At 68.4% G+C, this 26,479-nt stretch carries 27 protein-coding genes; 14 read left to right on the top strand and 13 right to left on the bottom strand.

Annotated elements, in window-relative coordinates; genetic code table 11:
• Window positions 1–37 precede the first annotated feature (37 nt).
• The 4 genes from BOX37_RS35540 to BOX37_RS26075 form a co-directional block, all read right to left on the bottom strand.
• Window positions 38–208 carry a YbdD/YjiX family protein gene (locus tag BOX37_RS35540; protein ID WP_240505050.1) on the bottom strand — a complete coding sequence of 57 codons (171 nt, stop codon included), beginning with the start codon at window positions 206–208 and terminating at the stop codon, window positions 38–40.
• A 177-nt stretch (window positions 209–385) separates the two neighbouring features.
• Window positions 386–2,638 carry a carbon starvation CstA family protein gene (locus BOX37_RS26085; RefSeq protein WP_071929940.1) on the bottom strand — a complete coding sequence of 751 codons (2,253 nt, stop codon included), beginning with the start codon at window positions 2,636–2,638 and terminating at the stop codon, window positions 386–388.
• A 124-nt stretch (window positions 2,639–2,762) separates the two neighbouring features.
• Complete coding sequence (locus BOX37_RS26080; RefSeq protein ID WP_071929939.1) at window positions 2,763–3,182, bottom strand: VOC family protein; 420 nt, start codon at window positions 3,180–3,182, stop codon at window positions 2,763–2,765.
• A gap of 4 nt (window positions 3,183–3,186) precedes the next feature.
• Window positions 3,187–4,029 (bottom strand): helix-turn-helix domain-containing protein, encoded by an 843-nt coding sequence (locus BOX37_RS26075; RefSeq protein ID WP_071929938.1) that lies wholly within the window; start codon window positions 4,027–4,029, stop codon window positions 3,187–3,189.
• A 318-nt stretch (window positions 4,030–4,347) separates the two neighbouring features.
• On the opposite strand from BOX37_RS26075, the gene BOX37_RS26070 reads away from it, so the two are divergent.
• Window positions 4,348–5,268: a quinone oxidoreductase family protein gene (locus BOX37_RS26070; RefSeq protein WP_071929937.1), complete on the top strand. Its 921-nt coding sequence runs from the start codon at window positions 4,348–4,350 to the stop codon at window positions 5,266–5,268.
• A gap of 93 nt (window positions 5,269–5,361) precedes the next feature.
• A complete protein-coding gene (ychF, locus tag BOX37_RS26065) occupies window positions 5,362–6,441 on the top strand; it encodes a redox-regulated ATPase YchF (protein ID WP_071931891.1) in 1,080 nt (359 codons plus the stop codon).
• A 56-nt stretch (window positions 6,442–6,497) separates the two neighbouring features.
• Here the strand turns inward: ychF and BOX37_RS26060 are convergent, their stop codons facing one another.
• A complete protein-coding gene (locus BOX37_RS26060; protein ID WP_167659985.1) occupies window positions 6,498–7,112 on the bottom strand; it encodes a DNA alkylation repair protein in 615 nt (204 codons plus the stop codon).
• A 215-nt stretch (window positions 7,113–7,327) separates the two neighbouring features.
• On the opposite strand from BOX37_RS26060, the gene BOX37_RS26055 reads away from it, so the two are divergent.
• A complete protein-coding gene (locus BOX37_RS26055; protein WP_071929935.1) occupies window positions 7,328–8,284 on the top strand; it encodes an alpha/beta fold hydrolase in 957 nt (318 codons plus the stop codon).
• Between the two features lie 42 nt (window positions 8,285–8,326).
• On the opposite strand, the gene BOX37_RS26050 is transcribed toward BOX37_RS26055, so the two are convergent.
• Window positions 8,327–8,989, bottom strand: coding sequence for a class I SAM-dependent methyltransferase (locus BOX37_RS26050; RefSeq protein ID WP_071929934.1), 663 nt, complete (start codon window positions 8,987–8,989; stop codon window positions 8,327–8,329).
• Window positions 8,990–9,121: 132 nt separating this feature from the next.
• Between BOX37_RS26050 and BOX37_RS26045 the strand changes: the two genes are divergently transcribed.
• Both BOX37_RS26045 and BOX37_RS26040 read left to right on the top strand, forming a co-directional pair.
• Complete coding sequence (locus tag BOX37_RS26045) at window positions 9,122–10,114, top strand: DoxX family protein (RefSeq protein WP_071929933.1); 993 nt, start codon at window positions 9,122–9,124, stop codon at window positions 10,112–10,114.
• A gap of 525 nt (window positions 10,115–10,639) precedes the next feature.
• The gene (locus BOX37_RS26040) at window positions 10,640–10,921 is read left to right on the top strand and encodes a hypothetical protein (RefSeq protein WP_156910545.1); all 282 of its coding nucleotides are present in this window, start codon (window positions 10,640–10,642) and stop codon (window positions 10,919–10,921) included.
• A 3-nt stretch (window positions 10,922–10,924) separates the two neighbouring features.
• On the opposite strand, the gene BOX37_RS26035 is transcribed toward BOX37_RS26040, so the two are convergent.
• Complete coding sequence (locus BOX37_RS26035) at window positions 10,925–11,248, bottom strand: hypothetical protein (protein WP_071929931.1); 324 nt, start codon at window positions 11,246–11,248, stop codon at window positions 10,925–10,927.
• A 19-nt stretch (window positions 11,249–11,267) separates the two neighbouring features.
• Window positions 11,268–11,753, bottom strand: coding sequence for a MarR family winged helix-turn-helix transcriptional regulator (locus BOX37_RS26030; RefSeq protein WP_071929930.1), 486 nt, complete (start codon window positions 11,751–11,753; stop codon window positions 11,268–11,270).
• A gap of 68 nt (window positions 11,754–11,821) precedes the next feature.
• Here BOX37_RS26030 and BOX37_RS26025 point away from each other — a divergent pair, with 68 nt between their 5' ends.
• The gene (locus tag BOX37_RS26025) at window positions 11,822–13,249 is read left to right on the top strand and encodes an MFS transporter (protein ID WP_071931890.1); all 1,428 of its coding nucleotides are present in this window, start codon (window positions 11,822–11,824) and stop codon (window positions 13,247–13,249) included.
• A 1-nt stretch (window position 13,250) separates the two neighbouring features.
• On the opposite strand, the gene BOX37_RS26020 is transcribed toward BOX37_RS26025, so the two are convergent.
• Entirely contained in the window at window positions 13,251–13,979 is a 729-nt protein-coding gene (locus tag BOX37_RS26020) for a helix-turn-helix domain-containing protein (protein WP_071929929.1), read from the bottom strand.
• A 396-nt stretch (window positions 13,980–14,375) separates the two neighbouring features.
• Between BOX37_RS26020 and BOX37_RS26015 the strand changes: the two genes are divergently transcribed.
• The 4 genes from BOX37_RS26015 to BOX37_RS26000 all read left to right on the top strand — a co-directional run bounded on the left by BOX37_RS26015 (window position 14,376) and on the right by BOX37_RS26000 (window position 18,339).
• Window positions 14,376–14,960 carry a CHAP domain-containing protein gene (locus BOX37_RS26015; protein WP_071929928.1) on the top strand — a complete coding sequence of 195 codons (585 nt, stop codon included), beginning with the start codon at window positions 14,376–14,378 and terminating at the stop codon, window positions 14,958–14,960.
• Window positions 14,961–15,148: 188 nt separating this feature from the next.
• Window positions 15,149–16,300, top strand: coding sequence for a hypothetical protein (locus BOX37_RS26010; RefSeq protein WP_240505049.1), 1,152 nt, complete (start codon window positions 15,149–15,151; stop codon window positions 16,298–16,300).
• A gap of 203 nt (window positions 16,301–16,503) precedes the next feature.
• A complete protein-coding gene (locus BOX37_RS26005) occupies window positions 16,504–17,214 on the top strand; it encodes a DUF1906 domain-containing protein (protein WP_071929927.1) in 711 nt (236 codons plus the stop codon).
• Window positions 17,215–17,337: 123 nt separating this feature from the next.
• Window positions 17,338–18,339, top strand: coding sequence for an IS481 family transposase (locus BOX37_RS26000; protein WP_071929607.1), 1,002 nt, complete (start codon window positions 17,338–17,340; stop codon window positions 18,337–18,339).
• Here the strand turns inward: BOX37_RS26000 and BOX37_RS25995 are convergent.
• Together BOX37_RS25995 and BOX37_RS25990 are read right to left on the bottom strand one after the other, a co-directional pair.
• Window positions 18,336–18,704 carry a hypothetical protein gene (locus BOX37_RS25995; protein ID WP_071929926.1) on the bottom strand — a complete coding sequence of 123 codons (369 nt, stop codon included), beginning with the start codon at window positions 18,702–18,704 and terminating at the stop codon, window positions 18,336–18,338. The genes BOX37_RS26000 and BOX37_RS25995 overlap by 4 nt on opposite strands.
• Before the next feature lie 141 nt (window positions 18,705–18,845).
• The gene (locus BOX37_RS25990; RefSeq protein WP_071929925.1) at window positions 18,846–19,625 is read right to left on the bottom strand and encodes an Rv1157c family protein; all 780 of its coding nucleotides are present in this window, start codon (window positions 19,623–19,625) and stop codon (window positions 18,846–18,848) included.
• Window positions 19,626–19,930: 305 nt separating this feature from the next.
• On the opposite strand from BOX37_RS25990, the gene BOX37_RS25985 reads away from it, so the two are divergent.
• Window positions 19,931–21,157 carry a mannosyltransferase gene (locus tag BOX37_RS25985; protein ID WP_071929924.1) on the top strand — a complete coding sequence of 409 codons (1,227 nt, stop codon included), beginning with the start codon at window positions 19,931–19,933 and terminating at the stop codon, window positions 21,155–21,157.
• Window positions 21,158–21,161: 4 nt separating this feature from the next.
• Here BOX37_RS25985 and BOX37_RS25980 read toward each other — a convergent pair whose 3' ends face one another.
• Entirely contained in the window at window positions 21,162–21,449 is a 288-nt protein-coding gene (locus BOX37_RS25980; RefSeq protein WP_071929923.1) for a 4a-hydroxytetrahydrobiopterin dehydratase, read from the bottom strand.
• A 53-nt stretch (window positions 21,450–21,502) separates the two neighbouring features.
• The gene (locus tag BOX37_RS34735) at window positions 21,503–21,679 is read right to left on the bottom strand and encodes a hypothetical protein (protein ID WP_167659984.1); all 177 of its coding nucleotides are present in this window, start codon (window positions 21,677–21,679) and stop codon (window positions 21,503–21,505) included.
• Between the two features lie 124 nt (window positions 21,680–21,803).
• Here BOX37_RS34735 and typA point away from each other — a divergent pair, with 124 nt between their 5' ends.
• From typA to mshB, 3 genes are all read left to right on the top strand, one after another.
• On the top strand, window positions 21,804–23,708 hold the full coding sequence (gene typA / locus BOX37_RS25975) for a translational GTPase TypA (RefSeq protein WP_071929922.1): 1,905 nt from the start codon (window positions 21,804–21,806) through the stop codon (window positions 23,706–23,708).
• Between the two features lie 142 nt (window positions 23,709–23,850).
• Window positions 23,851–25,581 (top strand): ABC transporter family substrate-binding protein, encoded by a 1,731-nt coding sequence (locus BOX37_RS25970; protein ID WP_071929921.1) that lies wholly within the window; start codon window positions 23,851–23,853, stop codon window positions 25,579–25,581.
• Entirely contained in the window at window positions 25,578–26,459 is an 882-nt protein-coding gene (mshB, locus tag BOX37_RS25965; RefSeq protein ID WP_071929920.1) for an N-acetyl-1-D-myo-inositol-2-amino-2-deoxy-alpha-D-glucopyranoside deacetylase, read from the top strand. Before BOX37_RS25970 ends, mshB begins: the two co-directional genes overlap by 4 nt.
• Window positions 26,460–26,479 lie beyond the last annotated feature (20 nt).

The raw sequence follows: 26,479 nt of genomic DNA, 5'->3' as shown, positions 1-26,479 counted from the left end.
ACTTTCCGGCACATGCGCGGCGTGCGCGCGGTCTTGATCAGCAGCAGCGAGTCGACGGGTTGCGTTCGGCCTCGGCATACCGCTCACGCCAATAGTCACGCTCGCTCGGCACGGGACAGCCAGGGTGATTGCGCCGCAGGTGATCGACGTATCGCTGGTAGTCCTGCCCGCCGTTGATCGCGCTGTACCACCGCGCGACCCCGCGCACACCCGCCCACACCCGACTGGGCAGCGCCCCCCCAACGCCGCCCAGCGGCAGCGCTCGGATCGCGTGGCGCCGCGGACACAGCGGGGGTGCGGCTCCGATCGGAGGTCGCGGCCCGCTCCAGCACCCGGGCGCGGACGGCCGATCCACTGAACCGGCCGTCCCCATCCCGCTGCGGACTCATGACACGTGCGCCGATCCCGGTGCGCTCACCCTGCCCTCGGCGATCAGCACGTCCCACTCCTTCTGCACGTCCTTCTCCGCCTCGGTAGCGAGGAAACCACTGGGGGAGAAGATCTTCGACGGCCGCTCCTCGGACTCGGTACTCGACACCGTGCCCGTACGGATCGCCCGCACACAGACGAGCGCGGCGACCACGGTCACGATCAGCACCAGCACCGCGAACACGATCGACAGGGTGCCCTGGATGAAGGTGTTGCGGATGGCGATGTCGACCTGCTCGGGCGTCTTCGCGGTCAGACAGCTCGTCCCGGCCTCCTTGGCGGCCCGGCACAGGCTGTTCTGGGTCCAGTAGCCGAGCTTGGGATCGTCGGAGAAGATCTTCTGCCAGGAGGCGGTCATCGTGACGACGAGGTCCCAGGCCAGCGGGATGCCTGGAATCCAGGCCCACTTCACCTGCCCGCGTTTGACGAGGATCGTCAGCACCACTGTCAGCGCGAGGGCGGCGAGCAACTGGTTGGCGATGCCGAACAGCGGATAGAGCGCGTTGATGCCGCCGAACGGATCGTTGACGCCCATCAGCAGCACGCCACCCCAGCCCGCGACGACCAGCAGCGAGCACAGCCACGCGCCCACCCGCCACGACGGATCCTTGAACTTGGTGAACCCGCCACCGAGGTTGCTGAGCGCGTCGGAGAACAGGAACCGCGCGACGCGGGTGCCCGCGTCGATGGTGGTGAGGATGAACAGCGCCTCGAACATGATCGCGAAGTGGTACCAGAACGCCTTCATCGAGGCACCGCCGAGGAACTGGCTGAACACCTCCGAGATGCCGACGGCCAGCGTCGGCGCGCCACCGGTGCGCGAGATGATCGAGGTCTCGCCGACATCGGCGGCGGCGTCGGCGAACAGCTCAGGGGTCGCGGGCGGGCCGGCCAGGCCGAGCGAATTCGTGTACGCGGCGGCGCTTTCCGGCGTGCCACCGGTGAGCCCGGCGGCGGCGTTCATGCCGAAGTACAGGTGCTGATCGATGATCGAGGCGGTGATGATCGCCATCACCGCGACGAACGACTCCATCAGCATGCCGCCATAGCCGATCATCCTGGCATTGGATTCCTTGGCCAGCAGCTTGGGCGTCGTGCCCGAGGAGACCAGCGCGTGGAAGCCGGAGAGCGCACCGCAGGCGATGGTGATGAACAAGAACGGGAACAGGCTGCCGGCGAACGCGGGACCGGTGCCACTGTGCGCGAATTCGGAGACCGCGGGCGCCTGCAGCACCGGCATCGTGATCAGGATGCCCGCCGCCAGCAGCACGATCGTGCCGACCTTCATGAATGTCGAGAGGTAATCGCGGGGGGCGAGCAGCAGCCACACCGGCAGCACCGAGGCGAAGAAGCCGTAGGCGATCAGGCACCACGCGATGGTGGTGCGCGAGAGGGTGAACCAGTCCGCGCCCCACTCGGTCTCCGACACCATGCCGCCGCCGATGATCGCGGCCAGCAACAGCACGATGCCGATCGCGGAGACCTCACCGACCTGGCCCGGCCGCAGGAACCGCAGGTACACGCCCATGAACAGGGCGATCGGGATGGTCATCGCGATGGAGAACACGCCCCACGGGCTTTCGCCGAGGGCGTTGACCACCACCAGCGCCAGCACCGCGAGCAGGATGGTCATGATCGCCAGAATCGCCACGATCGCGGCGGCGCCACCGACCGTACCGAGCTCGTCGCGAGCCATCTGGCCGAGGCTGCGCCCGCGCCGACGGGTCGAGGCCCACAGCACCAGGTAGTCCTGCACCGCACCGGCGAACACCACGCCGACCACGATCCAGATGGTGCCCGGCAGATAACCCATCTGCGCGGCGAGCACCGGACCCACCAGCGGCCCGGCCCCCGCGATGGCGGCGAAGTGGTGCCCGTAGAGCACCCGCCGGTCCATCGGCATGAAGTCTTTGCCGTTGTCGTAGATCTCGGCGGGTGTGGCCACGTCATCGCGTGGCTTGGTGATCTTCCATTCGATGTATCGCGCGTAGAAGCGGTAGGCGATGATGTAGGTACAGACCGCCGCGATGACGATCCACACCGCGTTCACCGACTCGCCGCGGACGAACGCGATGATCGTCCAGGCGACGGCGCCGAGCACGGCGATCCCCGCGAACACTGCCTTCTTGGCCGGGGTGAGCGGCGTGCGATCGACGACACCGACCGGAGGGAGATCCGGGTCGGTCCGTAGATATTCGATGGTCGCCATTGACTGAACTCTCCTGAACAACGCGCAGGACCTCGGGAAAACATCGACAAGGTAGCCGATGGGAGATCCGCGCCGGAGAGGTTCGCGCACCCTCAGGACAAAGATGAAATTTTGTTCAGAGGGCTCATTCGCCGGAATATGTCCCGAAGCTCCAGAGGTTGCCCTCGGGGTCGGCGACGCTGAAGCCGCGGGAGCCGTAGTCCTCGTCGCGCAGGTCGCGGATGATTCGCGCGCCCGCCGCGATGGCGCGCGCGTGCAGGGCGTCGGGGTCGTCGGTCACCAGGTACAGGGAGGCGACACCGGGAGGCCGGGTGCCGAAGGGGGAGTCGTCGCGGCCGGTGGAGCCGAACATGATGCCGCCGCCCGCGGGCCAGCGCAGTTCGCCGTGTTCGACCACGGTCGGGTCGTTGTCTCTGGCGTAGACCGCGGTCGCGTCGAACCCGAAAGCGGTGGTGAGGAATTCGATCATGGCGCGAGCGTCGTGGAAGGCCAGACACGGCCAGACCGTGGCTGCGGTGCTGGTGGAGTTGGTGGGAGTAGTCATGTGTTCAGCCTCGCGCTTCGGGGGCGGCCGGGTCTTGGACGGATGGAATCTCCTCGGCCAGCCACGTCGTCGGCGCGCACCCGGCGAGCTCGACGAAGTCGCGGTTGAGGTGGGCTTGGTCGTAGTAGCCGCAGGCGGCCGCGACCTGGGCGATGGAGACATAGGAGGGCACGTCGGCCAGCATCCGCCGCGCTCGCTCGAACCGGATGATCCGGGCCGCCAGTTTCGGGCTCGCGCCGAACTCGGCGGTGAACTTGCGGGTCAGGTGCTGCCTGCTCCAGCCGATCCGCTCGGCCAGCGGGGTGATCTCGCAGGTCCCGCCGGTGCCGACGAGAGCGCGCCAGGCCCAGGTGAGTTCGGGTGCGGTGACGGATTCGGTGCGGACCGCCGCGAGCAGCGCCCGATCGCAGGCGGCGAAGCGGCTCGGCCAATCTGATTGGGACTGCACCGCGTTCGCGAGTTGGTCGCCCAGTGTGGCTTGCGCGGCAGAACATTCGATCGACAGATCCCACAGCTCGCTGGCGGGCATGCCGAACAGGACACGGCTGCCCAGCGGGGTCAGCTCGATCGCCACACCTTCTTGGAAACCGTTGTGCGAGATCAATGCCGGTGTCGCCTGCAGTCCGCTCAGTACACAGCGGAAGCTGTCGGGGGACTGGCGTGGATCGGTGTGTTCGACGACGTCGACCGTCGGGCCGATGGCGACGATGAAGGTCATGTGCCGAGAGGGCAGGCCCCGGTGCAGGCCTGGCTCGTAGCCCACCATCCGGTACCCGAGGTAGCGGTCGATGAATGCCGCGAGGGCCGGCGCGGGAGCCGCGGTCACCACCTCCGTGGTCGCATCCATACCGCAACGCTACGCCCGCGGTGGGGCTGGTGACCAGTGCGTTCCGTACCCGACGGTCGTTGTCGTCGACGCGAGTGCCGTGTGTGGCCGCCGTTGTCGCGGGTGCGGTCCATCGATCGTTGCCGCTCGGCCGACGGCGCGTCCGGTGTGGCGTGCCGCACGCGTCCGCCCGGCCTGGCCTGGGTAATCACCCATTCGTGAAGGTGCTCTCCACGTCGTCGCGTCGCCGGTGAGATTTCGCACTCGCGGCCCGATGAGCTGTGGCAACGCGTACCCACCCGGTTACCGTTGCGCCTTCGCTCGATTTCAGGAGGTGTCATGCGGCGGGTTCAGTACGAGCGCAGCGGTGGTCCGGAGGTGCTCGAGGTCGTCGCAGCGGAGGTGCCGACGCCCGGCGCCGGTGAGCTGCTGGTTCGCGTCGAGGCCATCGGGGTCACCCTGTCGGCGATCCGGCGGATCAACCAGCCCGTTCCGCAGCAGTTGCGTGCCGAGGTGGCCGGTGAGGTCGTCGCCGTCGGTGACGGTGTCGACGGGTACAGCGAGGGTTATCGCGTTGTCGGGCTGTGTACCGCCGACGCCTACGCCGAGTACGTCGTGCTCGCCGTCGACCAGGCCTCCGCGATCCCCGACGGCGCGTCCGCGGTCGACGCGGTCGCGCTGATGCGCAGCGGGCTCGTCGCCCTCGGCGCGCTCGACACCGCCGCCCCGCGCGAGGGCGAGACCGCCCTGATCACCGCCGCGGCGGGTGGCGTCGGACATCTCGCCGTCCAGCTGGCCCGCGTGCGCGGCGCGAGCTGGGTCACCGCCGCGGTCTCGGCCGAGGCCAAAGCCGACTTCGTGCGCGAACTCGGCGCCGACGAGGTGTTCACCTACGGCCAGCTGCACTGCGGCAAACAGGCCGACTACGCCCTCGACGGTGTCGGCGGCAGCGGACTGGCCGAGACTCTCGGCGGACTGGCCGAGGGCGGTCGTGCCGTCACCTACGGCACCGGCGCGGGCCTCATCGATCCCGAGGACCTGCTCGCGGGCGGCAAGACCCTCACCGGATTCCGCATCGGCCGCCTCGCCCAGCGCGACGCGGCCCGGTATGAGGATCTGCGCCAAGAGGTCTGGCAGTACTACGCCTCGGGTCTGCTGCACCCGGTCGTGCACGCGGAGTTCGCGCTCGACGACGCGGCCGCCGCGCATGCCGTCATCGAGCAGCGTGAGAACCGGGGCAAGGTCGTCCTCGTTCCCTGAGCCACGTAGTCCGACCCTGGGGAGGGCCGTTCGCGGCCCCGCCCCGAGGGGGCCGCGAACCCGCCGCGCCGCAGGTGCGGCAAAATGAACACAGTGAGCCTCACCCTCGGAATTGTCGGACTGCCCAACGTCGGAAAGTCGACGCTGTTCAACGCGCTGACCAAGAACGACGTGCTGGCCGCGAACTACCCGTTCGCGACCATCGAACCCAACGTCGGCGTGGTCCCGCTGCCCGACCAGCGGCTGAACGTGCTCGCCGAGATCTTCGGTTCCGAGCGGATCGTGCCCGCCGTGGTGTCGTTCGTCGACATCGCCGGCATCGTGAAGGGCGCTTCCGAGGGCGCGGGCCTGGGCAACAAGTTCCTGGCCAACATCCGTGAGGCCGACGCCATCTGCCAGGTGGTGCGCGTGTTCGCCGACGACGACGTGATCCATGTCGACGGTCGCGTCGATCCCACCGCCGACATCGAGGTCATCGAGACCGAGCTCATTCTCGCCGATCTGCAGACCCTCGAGAAGGCCATCCCGCGCCTCGAGAAGGAAGCCAGGGTCAAGAAGGACCGCAAGCCCCTGCTCGACGCCGCCAACGTGGCCCAGGACTTCCTGAACCAGGGCACCACCCTGTTCGCCGCGGGCAACAAGATCGACGCCGAACTGCTGCGCGAACTCTCGCTGCTCACCATCAAGCCGTTCCTCTACGTCTTCAACGCCGACGAGTCGGTCCTCACCGACGAGGCCAAGGTCGCCGAACTGAAGGCCGCCGTCGCCCCCGCCGACGCCGTCTTCCTCGACGCCAAGGTCGAAGCCGAACTCCTCGAACTCGACGACGAGTCCGCCCTCGAACTCCTCGAGTCCATCGGCCAGACCGAGCCCGGCCTGCACGGCCTGGCCCGCGCCGGTTTCCACACCCTCGGCCTGCAGACCTACCTCACCGCAGGCCCCAAGGAAGCCCGGGCCTGGACCATCCACCAGGGCGACACCGCCCCCAAGGCCGCGGGCGTCATCCACACCGACTTCGAACGCGGCTTCATCAAGGCCGAAATCGTCGCCTTCGCCGACCTCGTCGACGCCGGCTCCATGTCCGCCGCCAAGGCCGCGGGCAAGGTCCGTATGGAAGGCAAGGACTACGTCATGACCGACGGCGACGTCGTCGAGTTCCGATTCAACGTGTAGTCGCGTTTCGCTCCAACCTCGCTGAGGTCGGAGGGGCACGGAAGGCGGGCCTCTGGCTAGACACCGCCTTGGCTCCGCAACCGCTGAAACGCGTGCTTTCGATAGATCTCGACCGCGGATCGGACACGCGGGTGTTCGTCACCGTCGAGAGCTGAGGCGATCGCGAGGCCGTGTTCGATGTCGGCGGAAGACCCCTGCTTGATGAACCAGAGCGGTGCCGTGATCGCTGATCTGCGTCGGAGCGGATCGGCGGCGCCCGCGAGTTCGTCGAGCACGCCGCCGTCGATGGCTTCGATGAGGATCGGCCAGCCGAGAACGCGCGGGGCGGCCCGATCGACCATGTCCCACGTGCTGATGGCGTCATGCCGATCGAGGTAGAGGTGTGCGAGCGTCGCACGCTCCTCGTCTGCGAGCTTGCGGCGGGCACGGAAGTCGAGGACACAGAACGCTGTCAGGCGCGTCTCGTACGCCTGATGCTCGAACAGGGCGTCGAGCTCCGTTCCTGACAGATCGACAGCAGACTTCGCGATGCCGAACAGCGTTCCCATCCGCACACCGATCACGGGTTCGTCGTCGGCGACGCGGTTGCGGATCTTCGCCTCTTCGACCGGGTCGGCGGCGTCGTGCAGGGCCTCGACGACCTGGGCCGCAGTCGAAAGGGACACGGTCATGGTCACGATCATATGGTCTGTGGTCAGGCGCGGGACCCTTGATTGTGTTTGCGGACGCCTGATGACGGGGAAGTGATGAACCTGATCGTCGGCCGCCCACCAAGGTGGGGTTCTGGTCACCCTCGGGGGCGTGGGCTCAGCACTCGGGGACCTGATGGCGACGGGCGGTTCGGTGGAGAGTTGACCTTGTCAACTTCAGCGGACCGGAGGCTTCGATGTCGAACATCAGCACAATCGCCACTGCGGTGGAGCGTCGTGCCACGGTCTCGACCGGTGACGGGGTTGAACTGACGGTTCGGGAGTACGGGCGTCGGGACGCGGAGCTGACCGTGGTCCTGGTGCACGGGCACTGCTTGCGGAGCGAGTCGTGGACCGATGTCCGCGATGAGCTGGTGGGTGAGTATCCCGGTGCCCGGGTCGTCTGTTACGACCATCGCGGGCACGGCGACTCCGCGATGGCCTCCCGGCAGACCTACCACCTCGAACAGCTCGGCCACGATCTGCGTGATGTGCTCGACGCCGTTGCGCCTACCGGACCGGTCGTGCTGGTCGGCCATTCGATGGGCGGGATGACCGTGCTGACCTATGTCGGCCAGAACCGGCACGAGATCGGTACCCGGATCGTCGGCGTCGGCCTGATCGCGACCGCCGCGAGTGGTCTCGCCGACGCGGGCTTCGGGCGGCTGCTGCGCAACCCGTTCATCTCCGGTTTCCAAGCGGCCGTGCGGCGGGCGCCGCGGCTGATGCAGCAGGTGAAGCTGCTGGCCTGCAAGGTCTTCGCCCCGGTCGTGCGCGCCGCCGAATTCGGTGACGGCAAGGTCAGCCCGCGCGTGCTCACCCTGGCCGCGGCCATGCACAACGGAACGTCGATCGTGACGATGGCGAGCTTCCTGAGCTCCTTCATGACCTACGACCGCACCGACGTGCTGGCCGAGCTGTCGAAGATCCCCACGATGATCCTGTGCGGCTCCGCCGACCTCATGACCCCGCCGTCACACTCGGTCACCATGGCCGCCGCGATCGACTACGCGGACCTGGTGCTGATCGACGGCGCAGGCCACTCGGTGATCCTCGAGCAGCCGCGACAGGTCGCCGAGGTCATCGCCCGCCTCCTCACCCGCGCGAGCGACACCGGCACTGTCAACCGCATCGACCTGGCCCTCGCCGCCTGATTCGACAGCGGACTCGAAGGAGCCCCAAGCGCATGAATTGCTTCAGCGGCGGCACTGGGGCGTTCCTGGACGGGATAGCCGTTCGAGATCCGTTCGCCGCACCTCCTGGCTGCGGAGCAGTGCGAGGGCGGCATGGCGGCGGGTATCGGCTGATGCGGGGTGCTGGAAGCGCTCCAGTTCGGTGAATCCGGCGATGGACAGGAGGTAGGCCAGTTCGTCGACCGGCCAGCGATAGGCGGGGATGACCTTGTGGGGGAATTCTTCCACCTCATCTTCGGTGTCGAAGAACCCGAGGACGAGGTGGCCGCCGGGGCGGAGTACTCGGTGGAACTCGGTGAGGACGGCGGGGAGTTCGGGGGGTGGGATGTGGATGAGCGAGAACCAGGCGAGGATGCCCGCGACGGATTCGGGCGGGGTGTTCAGGGTGCGGAGGGAACCGAGTTCGAAGTCGAGGGTGGGGTAGGTGGTTCGGGCGTGGGTGATGAATTCGGGGACCAGGTCGATGCCGGTGGTGGTGGTTCCGGCGTCGGTGAGCACCTTGGTGAAGCGGCCGGGTCCGCAGCCCAGGTCGAGGACGGGGCCCTCGGTGAGGTGTCGGAGGGCGAAGGCGGTGTGGGCGGGATCGAGGTCGGTGGGCGAGCCGAACAGGTCGATGTAGAGCTGGTTGACCGCGGTGTAGGCGGCGCGGACGGTGTTGTCGGGCACTCGGTCGACGGTAGTGGGACCGACACGGGGTAGGGCATGCCCGGTGTCGTCGGTCGTTTGTGATGAGAAGACCCGGGTAGTCGAATGGGGGAGGACCCGCTTTTCCCAGTCGTAGAACGAAGGGACTAGACGATGCCGATCAGGCCTGTCCGACGCATTGCCCGCACACTGTTGGCCACCACATTCGTTGCCGGTGGGGTGAACGCGCTGATGAATCCGAAACCGCGTGCCGAGGCCGCGACCGCGCTCGCCGACCGGGGGCGCAGTGAGCTGCCCGATGCGCTGGCCGCCAAGGTGCCCGACGATCCGAGCCGGTTCGTGCAGATCAACGCGGTGGCGCAGATCGCGGGCGGGTTGTTGCTGGCCAGCGGACGGGTGCCGCGTCCGGCGGCCTTCGTGCTGGCGGCGACTGTTGTGCCCGGCACCGTCACCGAGCAGGATTTCTGGGCCGAGAACGACCCGGACCGCAAGGCCGCCAAGCGCGCCGGGTTCCTCAAGGACCTCGGCCTGCTGGGCGGATTGCTGATCACGGCGGCCGATACCGAGGGCAAGCCGTCGCTGGGCTGGCGGGCACGGCGGGCGCTGTCCCGGCAGGAGCCGAAGGTGGCAGCCGAGGGAGCGGCACTGGTCGGCGCGGCGAAGGTGCGCAGCGCGCACCTGGCTGAAGCCGCCCACGACCGCGGGGCCCAACTGGCCGATCTCGCTCGCGAGCGTGGGCCGCAGCTGGCCGAGGCCGCACAGGAGCGAGGAAGCCATCTGGCGGATGTCGCCCGCGAGCGCGGACCTCAGTTGGCGGAGGCCGCGCAGGAGCGTGGCAGTCACCTGGCGGATATCGCTCGCGAGCGCGGGCCGCAGCTCGCCGAGGCGGCCCGGGCGCGCGGGACGCAGCTGGCCGAGATCGTGAAGGGACGCGGTCCCGAGGTGGTCGATGCTGCCCGCGAGCGGGGGTCACACTTGGCCGGGCTGGCCAAGGATCGCCGGCCGGAGGTGGCCGAGGTTGCGCGTCAACGGAGTTCGCGCCTACTCGGCGCCGCCAAGGAGCGTGGCACGTACGCGGCGGAGGTCGCCCGCGAACGCGGCGAACAGCTCGCCGACGCGGCGCGCGAGCGTCGAGCGGCGGGCTGACCCCACTCCAGACCACGACGTAAAACACAGACGGCGGCTGCGCCCATCATGGTGCAGTCGCCGAGCTGCCAGGCGCTCATCCGGTGTGGCTGTGCGCGATCTGGACCGTTGATCACCAGGCACTGGTGGCCTTCGCTTCTCGGCCGATACTTGCGTGGGAGCCTGGTGATCAACGGTCCAACACGGGGTGGATCTGCGCGCTGGGGCTCATGGCGTGGGAGCGCCCGCTGGATCCTTGTGCCATGGCGAAGCCCGGGGTGGGAAGCCGTGCGGGCCATCGGAGAATTGGACTGTGCCTGAGCGCACACCCACGGAAACTGGACGGATTGTTCGTGACTGCCCCGATATTCGTGGTCTGGCGGGTGTGGTCCATACCCGTGCACCATCGATACAGGGTCGGGCGCGCCGAAGAATTCATCGTGCGAACCGTACATCGGGGGCAATCCCGGCGAATCGGGATTTGTGGTGAGTGTCGGCGTGAATACTGGACATTCGCAATGTTTTTCGGAGAGTGGGATTCAACTGATGTTGTCCGGTCGTGAAATGTCGAAGTCGTGCGCTGTGCGCGTCGCCCTCGCGGGGGTGGCCGTGACGATCGGACTGCTCGGGTCGGCCGCACCGGCTGCGGCACTGCCGGGTTCGGGATCGGCGAGCGGCTCGGCCACCGGCTCGGCGCAACTGGCCACCGGATCGTCGAGTGCGTCGGCCGATACCGCAGCGGCGCGCGCCTACCTGACGTGGCAGTCGGCGCAGTTCATCCACAACACGCTGCGCCTGCTGCTGTCGGTGCCGATGCGCCTGGGGTAGGGCCTATTTCCACATCTGCTGCCAGCGTTCCGCCGCCCAGTCCCGCACATACGGGCTGACCAGGATCGCTGGCAGCAGCAGTGCGAAGCCGACCAGCACGACCGCCAGGCGCACCCACACGCTCAGCTCGACCACCGCGCGCAGCAGCGCGGGCAGGAGGCAGAGCCCGGCGAGTACCACCAGGACGATTGCCGCGAGATTGCGGCCGGGGCCGGCGATCAGCGCGGCGCAAGTGCCGAAGCACAGCCCGAGGACGAGTCCGCCGACGCCGACGAAGTAGTTGTCCCAGGCGAGCCAGCTCGGACGGGCAGACCGGTGAGTGACCACGCGCCGCAGCTTAGCGCGATCAGCTGTCGGTGTGCTGGGGTCTGGGCCACGGATTGTCCTCGATCTGTTCGACGGACCGGTTGAACTTGCGCATCAGCCTGCCCAGCTCGGCGATGTCGTCGTCGGCCCAGTCGGCGACCACGCTGCCGATCCCCTTGGCGCGGTACTGCTGTTCCGCGGCCAGTGCGGTCCTGCCCTCGTCGGTCGCGCGGATCTTGCGGGCCACGCCACCGTCGGGATCAGGGACCCGTTCCACCAGTTGCTGTTTGAGCATCGCGCCGACTTGCCGGTTGATCGTGGAGATGTCGAGCCGGAACGCTTCCGACAGCTCACGCAGGCTCATGGGGTCGCCCAGCTCGAGGCGGGTGAGGATGAGGAACGCGGAGCGGTCGAGCGCGAAGCCCGGCACACGGCGCGCGGTTGCCGGGTAGTGCCGGGCGATCAGGTTCAGCTCGAACACCAGGCGGGTGAACGGGGTGTCGTCGACGGAGCCGGAATCGGACATGCGCTCACTATGTCGTGTGCCTCGCCCCGGTGACAAATTGTGTAGCATGCACACGCTGTGTACCGTGCATATTCGTGTCCGTAACTGCCGCCGACCTCCCGCCGGCTTCCTCTGAAATCCGGCGTGTCGCCCCGGGCGTGCTCATCGCGGTGCTCAGCACGATCGGCGTCGTCGTCTCACTCATGCAGACGCTGGTCATCCCGCTCATCCCGTCGCTGCCCACCCTGCTGAACACCTCGGCGTCCAATGCCTCCTGGGTGATCACCGCGGCCCTGCTCGCCGGCGCGGTCGCCACACCCATCTCCGGGCGGCTCGGCGACATGTTCGGCAAGCGTCTGGTGCTGGTGGTCAACCTGGGTCTCCTGATCGTGGGCTCGGTGGTGTGCGCGAGCTTCTCGACACTGGTACCCGAGATCATCGGCCGCTCCTTGCAGGGCGCCGCGGTGGGCGCGATCCCGCTGGGGATCAGCATCATGCGTGACGAACTGCCCGCCGAGAAGGTCGGCGCCGCGATGGCGGTGATGAGCGCGACCCTCGGTGTCGGCGGCGCCATCGGCCTGCCCTTCGCCGCGGTGATCGCGCAGCACGCGGACTGGCACGTGCTGTTCTGGACCGCCGGCGGACTCGGCGTCGTGTGCGCGGTGCTGGTGTTCGTCTTCGTGCCGGAATCGCCGGTGCGCACCCCGTCACGCTTCGATTTCGGCGGCGCGGTGGGCCTCTCGATCGCGCTGCTGGCCCTGCTGGTCGGCATCACCAAGGGCGGCGACTGGGGCTGGGCCAGCGCCTCGATCATCACCCTGTTCGTGGTCTCGCTGGTCAGCTTCCTGGCTTGGGGTGCCTATGAACTGCGTCAGTCCGCGCCGCTGGTCGACCTGCGGGTCTCGGCACGTCCGCGGGTGCTGTTCACCAACATCGCCTCGATCGCGGTCGGGTTCTCGCTCTATGGCATGTCGCTGACTTTCCCGCAGCTCCTGATGGCCCCGAAGGAGACCGGCTACGGGTTCGGGCTGTCGATGGTGGTCGCCGGCCTGGCGATCGCACCGACCGGTCTGGTCATGATGCTGCTCTCGCCGGTCTCGGCCCGGCTGTCGGCGAAGAAGGGCCCCAAGCTGACGCTGGGCCTCGGCTCGGCGGTGATCAGCGTCGGTTACCTGTGCGCGGTGGTGATGATGGACAGCGTCTGGCAGATCATGCTGTCCGCGGTGATCGTCGCCGGTGGTGTCGGCCTCGCCTACGCCGCCATGCCCGCGCTGATCATGGGCGCGGTGCCGATCACCGAGACCGGTGCCGCCAACGGCTTGAACTCGCTGATGCGCTCGATCGGCACCTCCACGTCGGCCGCGGTGATGAGCGTGGTGCTCGCGCACATGACGATGCAGGTCGGAGCGCACGTGCTGCCCTCGCGCGCGGGCTTCCACACCGCGTTCTTCATCGCGATGGCGGGTGCGGTGGTCGCGATCGTCTTCACCTGCTGCATCCCGGTCCGCAAGAAGTAGGTCAGTTCAGGGTCGGGCTGAACACGATCAGCGCCCAGTCCCGGCGCGGGTTGGTCGAGCCGAGGTTGTGCATGGTCAGCCGGGCCGACGCGCCGGTGTCGGGATCGCGGATCCGCAGCACCGGTGCGTCGAGGTCGCTCGGCGCGGCGGGCTCGGTGGTCCAGAACTCGGTCCACTCCGGCGCCCGCGCGCAGCTGGCGACGAGTTCGTCGATGCGCCGCTGCGGCACCACTCCACGGCTCATCACCCGAAAACCGTAGACACACAGGTGAACCTGCTCGTACCAGTCGACGAGGGAGGTGCGTGAGCGCGGATCGAGCAGCATCCATTCGAGCAGCGTGGTACCCGTGGCCAAGCCGGGGAAGAGCCGGTCCCAGGCCGCGTTCGTGGCGAGCACGTCGTAGGAGGCGTACACCTGGAAGCTGGCCGGGAACGGAATCGCGTTCAGCAGCAACAGATCCGAGGCGGGCACCGCACCGGAGGGAGCCGGGGTGTCGTAGCGGTGCGAGATCGACAGCATCAGGATGTGACTGCGGAACAGGTCGGGCACCTCCAGCGCGTCGAACAGTCCGGTGAGCGCCTCCAAGGTCGGTGTGCGCGTGCCCTGTTCGATCTTCTGGATCAGGGCAGGGGAGATCCCGGCCATTCCGCTCAGCGCCGCCCTGGTCAGTCCCGCGGATTCGCGGCGCTCGCGCAGATAGCGCGCAATCGGCGTGTGCGGGTCCTCCACGTGGTGTTCCTCTTTCCGGTCGATGGGACAAACTGGGACAGTCGTCTAGCTTGACCGACCGTAAAGGGTTCGCAAAACTCATCACAGCCGGGCGGGTCGCCGCGTGGCTGCCTGGTCGGCGCTTCACGGCCGCCGCGTCGATGTTCTCGCTGGTCAGGTGCAGTGTGTTCCGGAGCGGAAGTGTTCGACAGCGTGTCTGCGCTGACGGGGTCGCCGGAGGGGACGGCACGGGTCTCGCGGCGCGTGCCGAGAGCACGGGAGCGGGCCGATGCCCGGGTGGCGCAGAGGTCCACCCGGTGGTCGCCGCCCCCGGCCGCTTCGGGACCCACGGCGCGGGAACCAGACGCGCTCGCGATTCGTCTTACAGAGGAGAAGGCCGAACGAGAGCGGGGGGCGATGACGCAGGTCGAGGTCGAACGGACCGGACGAAAAGGCAGATGGATCGCCGGGATCTCCGGCGCGCTCGCGGTGGCCGCGCTGGTGGTGGTCGGTGCCGTCTGGTGGCAGCACGACTGGGGAGAGCCGTTCCCCGTGCTGGACAGCGAACATCTCGACGAACAGCAGGTCGCCCTGGTGGAGGTGCTCCGCCGCGAATACGAGAACCCGGGCGACGGCCCGAAGTACGCCGAGGGTGTGCGGGAGGCCTGGTGTGCGGACTTCGTCAGCTGGACGATGCGCGAGGCGGGCAGACCGCTGGCCAACCCGCACTCGGGTTCCTGGCGCATTCCCGGGGTCTACACGCTGACCGAGTACTACCAGGGCGTCGGCCGGTTCACTCCCGGTGACGTCGACTACCGGCCGCGCACCGGCGACGTGGTGCTCTACGGCCCGAACAGTCCGCTCGGTCAGCACACCAACATCGTGTTGAAGACCGAGGGCGCGACGATCACCACCATCGGCGGCAACGAGATGGGCGGGATCCGGGTCAGGACCATCACCCCGGCCGAAACAGCCGATCTGGTCGGTTACGGCCGCTTCTGAAATCGATTGTCGCTCAATACAACTGCGGGCAACCTGGACGGCGGTACCACGCCGGTGCCCGTACGATGGGAGGCGGCGGCGCCCGGCAGCGCCCCGGCCGACCCCTCCGTCCTGCTTCCCCCTCATCGGCAGGACGGGGGGTTGTGCCACCACCTGGGGGTTTCCCGGCATCCCGTACCGTGTTCGATGTGCGTGTGAAGGTGACCGACGAAGCACGTCGAGACAGTCCGAGGTGGATCGAGTACGCCGATTTCGGTGAGCGCTTCGTCACCTACGCGGTGACCGAGGAGCGGATCACGGCGGCGGTGTCGGGGATGACCGGGCGCGGTGTGCAGATCGGGCCGTTCTCCCTCGGTCCCGCCGGATTGGCCGGTTTCGTCGCCGAGGGCACGCTGGGCACGCCGGTGGTGACCCGCACGCCCGGTGACGCGTTGAGTTTCGGCGTGCGGATCCCGCTGACCCTGGCATTGAAAGTGGTGCTCGGCGGCCGCAAGCTGAGTCTGGCCGCCGTCGTGGAGATCGGGCTGCGACTGCACGCCCGCACCGCCGCGCCCCTGCTGGTGGCGATCGACGTGGCCCCGGTGACCGCGAAGGACGTGAGCTTCACGCTGCGGGCCGAGGCCATCGATACCGCGTGGGAGATGCTGCTCGACCCGATCGCCGGGCTGGTGCAGCGCGAGGTCGCCAATCGGGTCAACGCCATCGTCGGCGATCCGAAGGTCCGCTCCGAACGCGTCTTCGACATCGAGGCGATCCTCGACGGCTACCGCTCCCCGCATCGTCACGACACCGTCTTCGAGTGGATCGACTACCGCGAGTTCGGCCTGCGCTTCTTCACCACCATCGTCACCAGGGACCGGGTGCACAGCGTGGTGGCGCAGATGGCGGGCAGTGAGATCGAGGTCGGCCCGCTGTCGGAGGGGCCGCGCGGCGCGGCGACGGTGACGGTGCGCGGCGCCATCGAGCAGCCGCGCGTGATCGATCGAGGACTCGGTGAGCCCGGCGCGCCACGGGTCTTCGACATGATGCTGCCGGTGGGCCTCGACATCACCGTCGACGTGCTCAAGGCCAACCACTACCGCGCCGACCTGCAGATTCCGCTGGTCCTCACGGCCAGGGCCGCCGAACCGCTGCAGATCGTGATCGATGTGCCGCCGCCCGCGCTCGAGGACATCTCGATGGAGTTCACCGCCAAGGGCCTGCGCGCGGCCACCTTGGCCCGGCTGGCCGGGATCAAGAAGCAGGTGGTCGCGCAGGTGGTCGCGGTGGTCAGCACCGAGCTGGCCGATCCCACCGGCCGCACCATCGACGTGGGCGCGGCGATCGACGGCGCCACCTGATCCTCGGCGGCGAATCCGCCCGTGGCACCGCGCGGTCGGCTGTGTGACCAATGGTGTGAATGTGGTGTTTGGTTCTGGCGGTTCTGGTGGGGTTGTGGTGAAATGAGTCGCACGTTCTGAGGCTCCCGGCGCGCGGGATTCGGGGAAGGCGCGTCGGGCTTGCCGCCTGGTCGAGAAGTCGGGTTGCGCGAAGGAGTCCTGCGATGCGTTCTGTTTCGGTGACCCGGCGAGAGTTCTTCGGATTCGCCGTCGCGGCAGCCACTGTCGGCGTCGGCCTGTCCGCCGCACCGGCCGCGGCCCAATCGTTCGGCACCATGGTCGACTACTCCGCGGGCGTGCCGTCGGCCGCGGCGATCAAGGCCGCCGGGCACATCGGCGTGATTCGCTACGTCTCCGATCGCAGGCCCGGCGCCGAGTGGATGGCGGGCAAGCCGCTGCGCGCCGCCGAGGTCGAGGACCTGCGGGCGCACGGTCTGTCGATCGTGTCGAACTATCAGTTCGGCAAGGCCGACACCGCCGACTGGCGTGGTGGCCGGGAAGCGGGCAAACGTCACGCCGACCGCGGCTGGGCGCTGCACTCCGCCGCGGGTGGCCCCGACACCGCGCCGATCTACGCCTCCATCGACGACAACCCGTCCCAGCGCGAGTTCGACGAGATGATCGCGCCCTATATCGAGGGCTGGGAATCGGTGCTCGGCGCCGACCTCGTCGGCATCTACGCCAACACCCCGACGATCGATCGCGCCATCGACGCGGGCCTGGCTTCCTGGTTCTGGCAGCACAATTGGGGCACCCCCAAGGGTCATGTGCACGGCAACGCGCACCTGCACCAGTTCGAGATCGACAAGCGTGCGATCGACGGCATCGGCGTCGACCTGAATCGTGTGCTGGCGCAGGACTACGGCCAGTGGTGACCTAGGTGTTGCGGGTCATGAGGTTGTTGACGCCCGGGCAGGGGTGAGCTGAGGGGACGGACCTCCCGGCGGCAGGATGGAAAACACCACATCCCCCATCTGCCCCAGCCGAGAGATCCGTCCGTGACCCACCGTAATGCCCCGCTGTCGGTCGAAGGCCGTCGCCGCCTCGTCGCCCGCTGCCAGCACCGTTCGATCGCCCACGTCGCCGCCGAGATGGGTATCTCACGCCAGTGCGCGTCGAAGTGGGTGAACCGGTGGCGCCGCCACGGCGAACTCGGCCTGCTCGACCGATCCTCGACACCACACCACCAACCCAGGGCGACCCCCGCCGGGGTCGTCTCCCGGATCGAGCGGCTACGCAGGGACAACAAATGGTCGGCACGGCGGATCGCTTTCGAACTCGACGGTGACGGCACCGCGATCGCAGTTCGCACCGTCACCCGCCAGCTCGCCCATCTGGGACTGCATCGGCGCCGGTTCCTCGACCCCACCGGCGAGAACAACCGGACACCTCGACCGATCGTGGCCCGCTGGCCAGGACACATGGTCCATGTCGATGTGAAGAAGGTCGGCCGGATCCCCGATGGCGGCGGCTGGCGGGTTCACGGCGCAGGTTCCGAACAGGCCAAGCTCGCCGCACGAGCCAAGAAGCGCGGGGCCAGAGCCGGCTATGTCTACCTGCACTCGGTGGTCGACGGCTACTCACGGCTCGCCTACACCGAAGCCCTCGACGACGAGAAAGCCGAGACCGCGATCCGGTTCATGCACCGAGCCAGGGCCTTCCTCGCCGCCCACGGCATCACCCACATCCACCGGATCGTGACCGACAACGGCTCCTGCTACCGCGCCCACGACTTCGCGAAGGTGCTCCGCGGGGCCCGTCACCAGCGAATCCGCCCCTACACACCCCGCCACAACGGCAAAGTCGAACGCTACCAACGGATCCTGGCCGAAGAGTTCCTCTACGCCCGAGCATGGACCTCAGACCTTCAGCGCAGTCAAGCCCTGCAGGTCTGGAACATCCACTACAACTACCATCGTCCGCACACCGCCGCTGGGAACCGACCACCAGTCATCCGTCTCCACGCCGGTGTCACCAACGTCATGGCCTCATACACCTAGGTCTGGCAGTGGCAGGTCGGCGCGACCCGCAGTTCCGGCTCGTCGTCGGGCACGACGCGCAGCGCGGTCCGGCTCTCGGGCGCGGCGTGATCGCCGAGCCAGGACAGCAGCGACCAGCGCGAAAGGCCCGACAGTGCCGAACCGAGGCTCAGGAACGAGCCGGAGGAGATGGCGGAGCCGAACGAGCCGACCGACCCGATGGACAACACCGACCCGACGCTGCCGATCGACAGCACCGAATAGGCCGACCCGATCGACAGAATCGAGCCTTCGGAGCGCCAGGACAGGATGGAGCGCCGCGAGCGCCTGCTCCGAATCGAGCTCCCCCGCCTCCCCGCGACTCTTGCCGGTCGCAGGGAGGTCATTGGCTCACGACCGGGCCGCCGGTCGGTATGGCTGCCGCAGTCGGAGTTTCCCGGGGAGTTACCCATGTACTCGCGAAATCTGTTCGCTCGGATCACGAGATACCTCATTCCTGACGAAGGTTGGTATCTCTCGGTTTACACCTACACGGTGAAGAAGCCCAGGGTGGGCATGAACGAGCAGGTGCGCGGGGCCTCGCCCTCGACCTCGGTGGTCAGCGAACCGGAGACCACGGCGACGACGCGGCCGTGGCCGGTGTTCGCGATGGCCGACAGCGTGGCCGGACCGCCGGGGTTGATCTTGGCCTCGTCGGTCAGCGTCTGCACCGCGGACTGGCGGGTGTCGAGGTTGAGCCACTGCACTGTCATCGGCGGGTTCTGCTCGACGGTCGGCGCCTTGGTACCGAGGGCGGTGAACACGAAACCGGCCTGACCGGCGGCGGGTCCGGGCGGGGGCAGCTGGGCCGGGCCGGGCACGGCGAGCGCGGTGCCGACCGAGTCGGCGCCGTCACCGATGCAGCCCTGACCGATCGTCGGGTACAGGAACTGCGCGATCACCGGGCCGTCTTCGGGGATCTCCGGTCCGCCGCCGCCGCTGCCGTCGAGGAAGGTGATGATCCGCTCCAGCGTCGACTTGATGGCGGGCGGCAGGTTCAGCGTGGCCAGCAGGACCCGGGCCTGGTCGATCAGGGCCTGCTGGGGGCTGGCGATGTCGGCGGGTCCGGCGATCAGTCCGGCCACCGCGGGCGCGAAGGCGGCGAGCGCGTCGACCGGGACGCCCTCTGGCACCATCGGAACGCTGATCGGTGCAGCCTGGGGGGCAGGCGCGGGAGCGGCACTGGTGGATGCCGGCGCGGCGAGCATGGCGCTGGCCGCGATGGCGAGAGCGGTCGTTGCGATCCGCGATCCTCGGCTACGAAGCACTTGTCTAGCCGTCCTTACCTCGGTGTTGCGATGGGACGAGGGTGTCGAGCCCTACATGTCGGGGTCACTCTAAGGACAACGCTGCCGTGTTGTACAGCCGCCGGGCCCGTGGCGGCGCACCGGCCGAATCATGTTCATCGACGCTAGCCCCCGACGCTGTTACAGGTGGGGATGTTGATTCAACTGTTACCCGTGGTGTCGCTCCGGTTTTCGGCCCGTCAGGGCCGAAAACCCGCGGCGCCAGCCGCACGAAGACACAGCTAAGGTGATCGGGCACCGCGAAATGCGCCCATACGACGGAAAGCCTGGCATTGAACCGACATCTCCGATGGGCTCTCGCGCTGCTCGGATTGTCCGTGCTCGCCCGGTTGAGCTGGATGCTGTTCGCCGAGAACGGCCTCAACGTGGTCGATCTGCACGTCTATGTCGACGGCTCGGCCTCGCTGCTCACCGACCGGCTCTACGACTTCACCTACGCGGAGGAGACGCCGGACTTCCCACTGCCGTTCACCTATCCGCCCTTCGCCGCGCTGGTGTTCTTCCCCCTGCACTACCTGCCGTTCACGCTGGTGGCGGTCGGCTGGATGCTGGCGACGGTCGCGGCGCTCTACGGCGTCATCCGGATCAGCCTGGAGCTGCTCCTCGGCGCGGAGGAGGCGAAGCGGACGCGCTGGATCACCGCGGCCGTCGCCTGGACCGCGCTCGGGGTCTGGCTCGAGCCGGTGCGCACCACCATCGACTACGGCCAGGTCAACGTCTTCCTGGTGTACGGGGCGATGCTCGCCGTGCGCAGCGCGCGCTGGTGGATCTCGGGCACGCTGGTCGGTTTCATCGCGGGCATCAAGCTGACGCCGGCGATCACCGGCCTCTATTTCGTGGCCCGACGGCGCTGGGCGACGGTGCTGTGGTCGGCGGCGGCGTTCGGGCTCACCGTGGCTGTGAGCTTTCTCATCAACGCGAGCGAGGCCCGCCGCTACTTCGGCACGCTGCTCGGCGACGCCGACCGGATCGGCCCGGTCGGCTCGGTCTGGAATCAGTCGCTGCGCGGGGCGTTGAGCCGTATTCTCGGCCGTGACGTGGAGTCGGGGGCGTGGTGGCTCGCGGCGGTGGTGCTCACCGCGGTGCTGGCCTTCCTCGCCTGGCGCACGCTCGGCCCCGACGACCGTCTCGGCACCCTGGTCCTGGTGCAGCTGTTCGGGCTGATGATCTCGCCGATCTCCTGGTCGCACCACTGGGTGTGGCTGATCCCGGCCGTCCTGTGGCTGCTCTACGGACCGCTGCGCGATGAGCGCGTCGCGCGGATCATCGCCGGGTTCTGGTTGCTGACGATGCTGGTCGGCGTCCCGTGGGTCCTCTCGTTCGCCCAGCCGACGATCTGGACCATCCCGCGCCCGTGGCCGCTGGCCTGGCTGGGCGCGGTCGACGTGATCGGCGTGTTCGTCCTGCTCGGCTGGCTGATCTGGCACGGCCGCGACACCCTGCGCGCACAGCTGGGCGGGCGACGTCGCGCCGCCGAGGTGCCCGCGAGCTGACGGCTCAGCCGACGATCGTGTCGATGGTGTGGGCCAGCGCGGTGTCGGCCGCGGTGATCCCACCCGCCGAATGCGTGCTGAGGGTGAATGTCAGTGTGCGCCATCGGATATCGATGTCTGGATGGTGGTCGGCCGCTTCGGCCGCCGCGGCGACCTTGCGGACCAGTTCGATCCCTTCCGGGAAACTCGGCGCCTGTACCGTGCGGATGATCGCGGCACCCTCGCGTGACCACTCGGGCAGGGTGGCCAGGGCGATGGTGATCTCGGGGTCGGAGAGCAACGGAGTACCCATGACTCGGTTGTACTCCTGCTCGGGGCAGCACGCATCGCCCGACGTCACAGCGGTCAGGCGGCGCGCGCCTTCTTCAGAGCCTTCTTCAGGTCCTTACCGCACACACCGGCGGCCTCGGCCCTTTTCATCCGCATGATGACGACGGGACATTTGAAGCACCGGGTCTTCTTCCGGCAGCACTTCTTCTTAGGCTTGAGGCTCGATACCTTCTTCGCCTTCACCTTGCCCACGCGAGTCACCCTATCGTCAGTACAAAGCCTGACACGTGCGTGCCACTCCGATACCGGTAGGGTGTAACAGGCCGCGATGCCAGATGAATGCGCGCCAATACATCAACAGCAGGAGGATTGAGGCGTGTCGTCTACACGCGATTTTCGCAACGTCGCCATCGTGGCCCACGTCGACCACGGCAAGACGACGCTGGTCGACGCCATGCTTCGTCAGTCGGGCGCGTTCGCAGAGCGAGCCGAGCTGGTCGACCGAGTCATGGACTCCGGTGACCTCGAGCGCGAGAAGGGCATCACCATTCTCGCGAAGAACACCGCAGTACATCGTCACCACCCCGACGGTTCCGTCACCGTCATCAATGTCATCGATACCCCCGGCCACGCCGACTTCGGTGGTGAGGTCGAACGTGGCCTCTCCATGGTCGACGGTGTCGTGCTGCTCGTCGACGCGTCCGAGGGCCCGCTGCCCCAGACCCGCTTCGTGCTGCGCAAGGCGCTGGCCGCCAAGCTGCCGGTGATCCTGGTCGTCAACAAGACCGACCGCCCCGACGCCCGGATCGCCGAGGTCGTCGAGGAATCGCACGACCTGCTGCTCGACCTGGCATCCGACCTCGACGACGAGGCCGCCGAAGCCGCCGAGCTGGCGCTGGACCTGCCGGTCCTCTACGCCTCGGGCCGCGAGGGCAAAGCCTCCAAGGAGCAGCCGGAGAACGGTTCGGCTCCCGCCGCCGAGAACCTCGACGCCCTGTTCGACGTGCTGCTCAACAACATCCCGGCGCCCAAGGGCAACGTGGACGCGCCGCTGCAGGCCCACGTCACCAACCTCGACGCCTCGGCCTTCCTCGGCCGTCTCGCCCTGGTTCGCGTGCACAACGGCGAGCTGCGCAAGGGCCAGAACGTCACCTGGATCAACGCCGAGGGTGCCAAGCAGGTCAAGATCACCGAGCTGCTGCAGACGATCGGTGTGGAGCGTCAGCCGGGCGAGGTCGCCGTCGCCGGTGACATCGTCGCCATCGCCGGTATCCCGGACATCATGATCGGCGACACCCTCGCCGACGTGGAGAACCCGGTCGCGCTGCCGCGCATCTCCGTCGACGAGCCCGCCATCTCGGTGGTCATCGGCACCAACACCTCGCCGCTGGTCGGCCGGGTGCAGGGGCACAAGCTGACCGCCCGCATGGTGAAGTCGCGGCTGGATCAGGAACTGATCGGCAACGTCTCGCTGCGCGTGCTCGACATCGGTCGTCCCGATGCCTGGGAGGTGCAGGGCCGTGGAGAGCTGGCGCTGGCCATCCTGGTCGAGCAGATGCGTCGTGAGGGCTTCGAACTGACCGTGGGCAAGCCGCAGGTGGTCACCAAGACCGTCGACGGCAAGGTGCACGAGCCGTTCGAAGAGCTGACCATCGACTGCCCCGACGAGTACCTGGGTGCCATCACCCAGCTGCTGGCCGCCCGCAAGGGCAAGATGGTGCAGATGAGCAACCACGCCGCCGGGTGGGTGCGCATGGAGTTCATCGTGCCCTCGCGTGGCCTGATCGGCTTCCGCACAGTGTTCCTCACCGAGACCCGCGGCACCGGCATCGCCAACGCCGTCTCCCATGGCTACGCGCCGTGGGCCGGTGAGATCCGCGCTCGCCACACCGGTTCGCTGGTGTCGGACCGCGCGGGCACCGTCACCCCGTTCGCGATGATCCAGCTGGCCGATCGTGGTCAGTTCTTCGTCGAGCCGGGTGCCGATACCTACGAGGGCATGGTGGTCGGCATCAACCCCCGCGCCGAGGATCTCGACATCAACGTGACCCGCGAGAAGAAGCTGACCAACATGCGCAGCGCGACCGCGGACACCTTCGAGACCATGGCCAAGCCGCTGCAGCTCGACCTGGAACTGGCGATGGAGTTCTGCGCCGGTGACGAGTGCGTCGAGGTCACCCCGGAGGTGGTCCGCGTGCGCAAGGTGGTGCTCGGCGCCAACGAGCGTGCCCGCGACCTGTCGCGTCGCAAGGCGCGTGACCGCGCGGTGAGCAACTCCTAGAAAATGCTCGACACGATGGGACGGCGCTTCGGTGCCGTCCCATCGTCCGTTTCGCCGGGTTCGCACGTGTGTGGCCAGAACAGAGAGGCACGGTAGAGTGCCGAACGTGAGTTCGGGGGTTCGGCGCGCGAAGTGGCGCGCGATGTTGGTGGCGATGACCGCGTCGATGGTCCTCGCCGGTTGCACCGCGAATCCACCACCGCCCATCGAGAGTACCGATTCGCCCAAGACCACCCAGGCCAAGCCGGGGAAGAACACCGTCGTCGTCGCGATCGACGACATCGGCATCGGTTTCAATCCGCATCTGCGCTCGGATCAGTCACCCGCCACCAACGCGGTGAGTTCGATGGTGCTGCCGAGTCCGTTCCGCCCGGTGCCGAATCCGGCGCTGCCCGGGGTGGTCGATCGGGTGCCCGACGCGGCCCTCATCGAGTCGGCGGAGGTGACCTCGGAAGAGCCGTTCACCCTCACCTACACGCTGCGTAACCAGGCGAACTGGTCCGACGGCGCGCCGATAGCCGCCGAGGACTTCCGGTTCCTGTGGCAGCAGATGGTCACCCAGCCCGGCGTGGTGGATCCGGCGGGCTACCGGTTGATCTCGGATGTGGGCTCCTCCGGCGGCGGCAAGACCGTCACCGTGACGCTGGCCCAGCCCTACCCCGCCTGGCGTGAGCTGTTCGCGAATCTGTTGCCCTCGCATCTGGTGAAGGATTCGCCGGGTGGGTTCGCCAGCGGGCTGGTCGACCGGATTCCGGTCTCGGGTGGCAATTTCACCATCAAGTCGGTCGACCGGGGGCGCGACGAGATCCTGCTCGAACGCAACGACCGGTTCTGGGGCACTCCGGCCGCGCCGGATCAGATCCTGTTGCGCCGCGGCGGAACTCCCTCGCAGCTGGCGGAGTCCCTGCGCACCGGGGACGCGCAGATGGCGCTGGTGCACGGCGGCGTGGCGACCCAGGCCCAGCTGGCCGCGATTCCGGCGGTGCGGACCACGATCATGCCGCAGGCCCGCGAACTGCAGCTCACGCTCAACGGCCGCTCCGGCGATCTCGCCGATGTGCGGGTGCGCAAGGCGGTGCTCGGGCTGCTCGATCCGGCACTGCTGGCCACGGTCGGCGCGCAGACCGGCGGGTGGGTGGAACCCGCACGCGCCCAGGTGCTTCCGCCGTCGAGCCCCGGTTACCTGCCGACCGCACCCCCTCGACCGACCCTCGACGAGGCCTTCGCGCTACTGGCCGACGCCGGATTCGGTCGGGCACCGGAGACGCCGCAGACCGTTTCGCCCACTTCGCCCGCGCCGCAGCCACGTTCGGTCGCTCGCGACGGCAAGGTGCTGTCGGTGCGGATCGGGGCGGTTGTCGAGGACGCGACGGCACTGGCGGTCGCCAATACCGCCGCCGACCAATTGCGCAGTGCTGGAATCGATGCCACCGTGCGCGGCCTGCCCGCCGACGAGCTGTACGGCACGAACCTCACCGAGTCCGTGATCGACGCGATCGTCGGCTGGGAGTTGGCGGGCGACGATCCGGCCACGGTGCTGGCCTCGCGCTACGGCTGCGAGCCGGTGGCGCCGCCCGACGCCGAGGACGAAGTGCGCACCGCGGTGGAGGCGTACCGCAAGGCGCCGAGCAATATCGGTGGCGTGTGCGATCCGACCCTGCAGGTCTCGATCGACGAGGCGCTGCGCGGGATCGAGGTGCCCCGGATCCTGGCCGAGGCCGAACCGCGGCTGTGGGAGCTGTCGACGGTGCTGCCGATCGTGCAGGACAATGTCGTCGCGGCGGCCGGTCCGCGGGTGGACGGCGCGTCGTTGTCGGGCGCCATCCAGGTCGGGATCTTCGGTGACACGGCGCAGTGGCGGAGGATTCCATGACGGGTGCGACCGGGGGCCTGCTGCTCGTGCACGCCCATCCCGACGACGAAACCCTCACCACCGGTGGGACGATCGCGCACTATCGCCGCCGTGGCGTCCCGGTGACCGTGGTGACCTGCACCCTGGGTGAAGAAGGGGAGGTCATCGGCGAGCGGTGGTCACGACTGATCGCGGCCGAGGCCGATCAGCTCGGCGGCTACCGCATCGGCGAACTCACCGCGGCCCTGGCCGCTCTGGACGCGGGCGAGCCACGGTTCCTCGGCGGGCCCGGTCGCTGGCGCGATTCCGGGATGGCGGGCACGCCATCGGCGCGGAATCCGCGCGCTTTCGTGAACTCCGGTGACGCGGCGGTCGAGGCACTCGTCGAGGTGCTGGTGGAACTGCGGCCCCGCGTGGTGGTGACCTACGATCCGCGTGGCGGCTACGGCCATCCCGACCACATTCGCGCGCACGAGATCACCACCGAGGCTGTGTCCGTGGCCGCCGAACGAGGCTGGGACGTGCCGAAGTTCTACTGGACCGTCACCGACGCGAGCCTGCTGCGCGAGCACACCGCCGCGCTGGCGCGCCGCACCGTCGACGAACTGCCCGGCGCGCTGCCCAAGGGCTGGCGATTGCCGGTCGAGCCCGAACTGGCCGCGATGTCGACGGGCGGGGTGACCACCGAGGTCGACGTCTCCGACGTCCTCGCGGCCAAGCGGGCCGCCATGCGCGCGCACGCCACCCAGGTCACCGTCGCCCCCAGTGGTCGAGAGTTCGCCCTGTCGAACAACATCGCCCTGCCGGTGCTGCCGGTGGAGCATTTCCGGCTGGTCAGGGGCACGCTCGGAGAGCGCGGTGCCGATGGCCTCGAGCACGACCTGTTCTCGGGCATCTGACGCCTCCGCGCACCGGAAAG

This window comes from Nocardia mangyaensis (assembly GCF_001886715.1).
GTDB lineage: Bacteria > Actinomycetota > Actinomycetes > Mycobacteriales > Mycobacteriaceae > Nocardia > Nocardia mangyaensis.
Note: the sequence above shows the minus strand (reverse complement) of the source record. Positions and strands in the feature narration are given on the sequence as shown.

Bases quoted from the DNA above. Each gene is read 5' to 3' on its own strand.
- BOX37_RS26075 (WP_071929938.1), bottom strand. From the start codon at position 4,029: ATGGATGCGACCACGGAGGTGGTGACCGCGGCTCCCGCGCCGGCCCTC.
- BOX37_RS26085 (WP_071929940.1), bottom strand. From the start codon at position 2,638: ATGGCGACCATCGAATATCTACGGACCGACCCGGATCTCCCTCCGGTC.
- BOX37_RS25980 (WP_071929923.1), bottom strand. From the start codon at position 21,449: ATGGGTACTCCGTTGCTCTCCGACCCCGAGATCACCATCGCCCTGGCC.
- BOX37_RS26005 (WP_071929927.1), top strand. From the start codon at position 16,504: ATGCGTTCTGTTTCGGTGACCCGGCGAGAGTTCTTCGGATTCGCCGTC.
- BOX37_RS26045 (WP_071929933.1), top strand. From the start codon at position 9,122: ATGCCGATCAGGCCTGTCCGACGCATTGCCCGCACACTGTTGGCCACC.
- BOX37_RS26015 (WP_071929928.1), top strand. From the start codon at position 14,376: ATGACGCAGGTCGAGGTCGAACGGACCGGACGAAAAGGCAGATGGATC.
- BOX37_RS25995 (WP_071929926.1), bottom strand. From the start codon at position 18,704: ATGACCTCCCTGCGACCGGCAAGAGTCGCGGGGAGGCGGGGGAGCTCG.
- mshB (WP_071929920.1), top strand. From the start codon at position 25,578: ATGACGGGTGCGACCGGGGGCCTGCTGCTCGTGCACGCCCATCCCGAC.
- BOX37_RS26060 (WP_167659985.1), bottom strand. From the start codon at position 7,112: ATGACCGTGTCCCTTTCGACTGCGGCCCAGGTCGTCGAGGCCCTGCAC.
- BOX37_RS26040 (WP_156910545.1), top strand. From the start codon at position 10,640: ATGTTGTCCGGTCGTGAAATGTCGAAGTCGTGCGCTGTGCGCGTCGCC.
- BOX37_RS26070 (WP_071929937.1), top strand. From the start codon at position 4,348: ATGCGGCGGGTTCAGTACGAGCGCAGCGGTGGTCCGGAGGTGCTCGAG.
- BOX37_RS26030 (WP_071929930.1), bottom strand. From the start codon at position 11,753: ATGTCCGATTCCGGCTCCGTCGACGACACCCCGTTCACCCGCCTGGTG.
- BOX37_RS25970 (WP_071929921.1), top strand. From the start codon at position 23,851: ATGTTGGTGGCGATGACCGCGTCGATGGTCCTCGCCGGTTGCACCGCG.
- BOX37_RS26080 (WP_071929939.1), bottom strand. From the start codon at position 3,182: ATGACTACTCCCACCAACTCCACCAGCACCGCAGCCACGGTCTGGCCG.
- BOX37_RS26055 (WP_071929935.1), top strand. From the start codon at position 7,328: ATGTCGAACATCAGCACAATCGCCACTGCGGTGGAGCGTCGTGCCACG.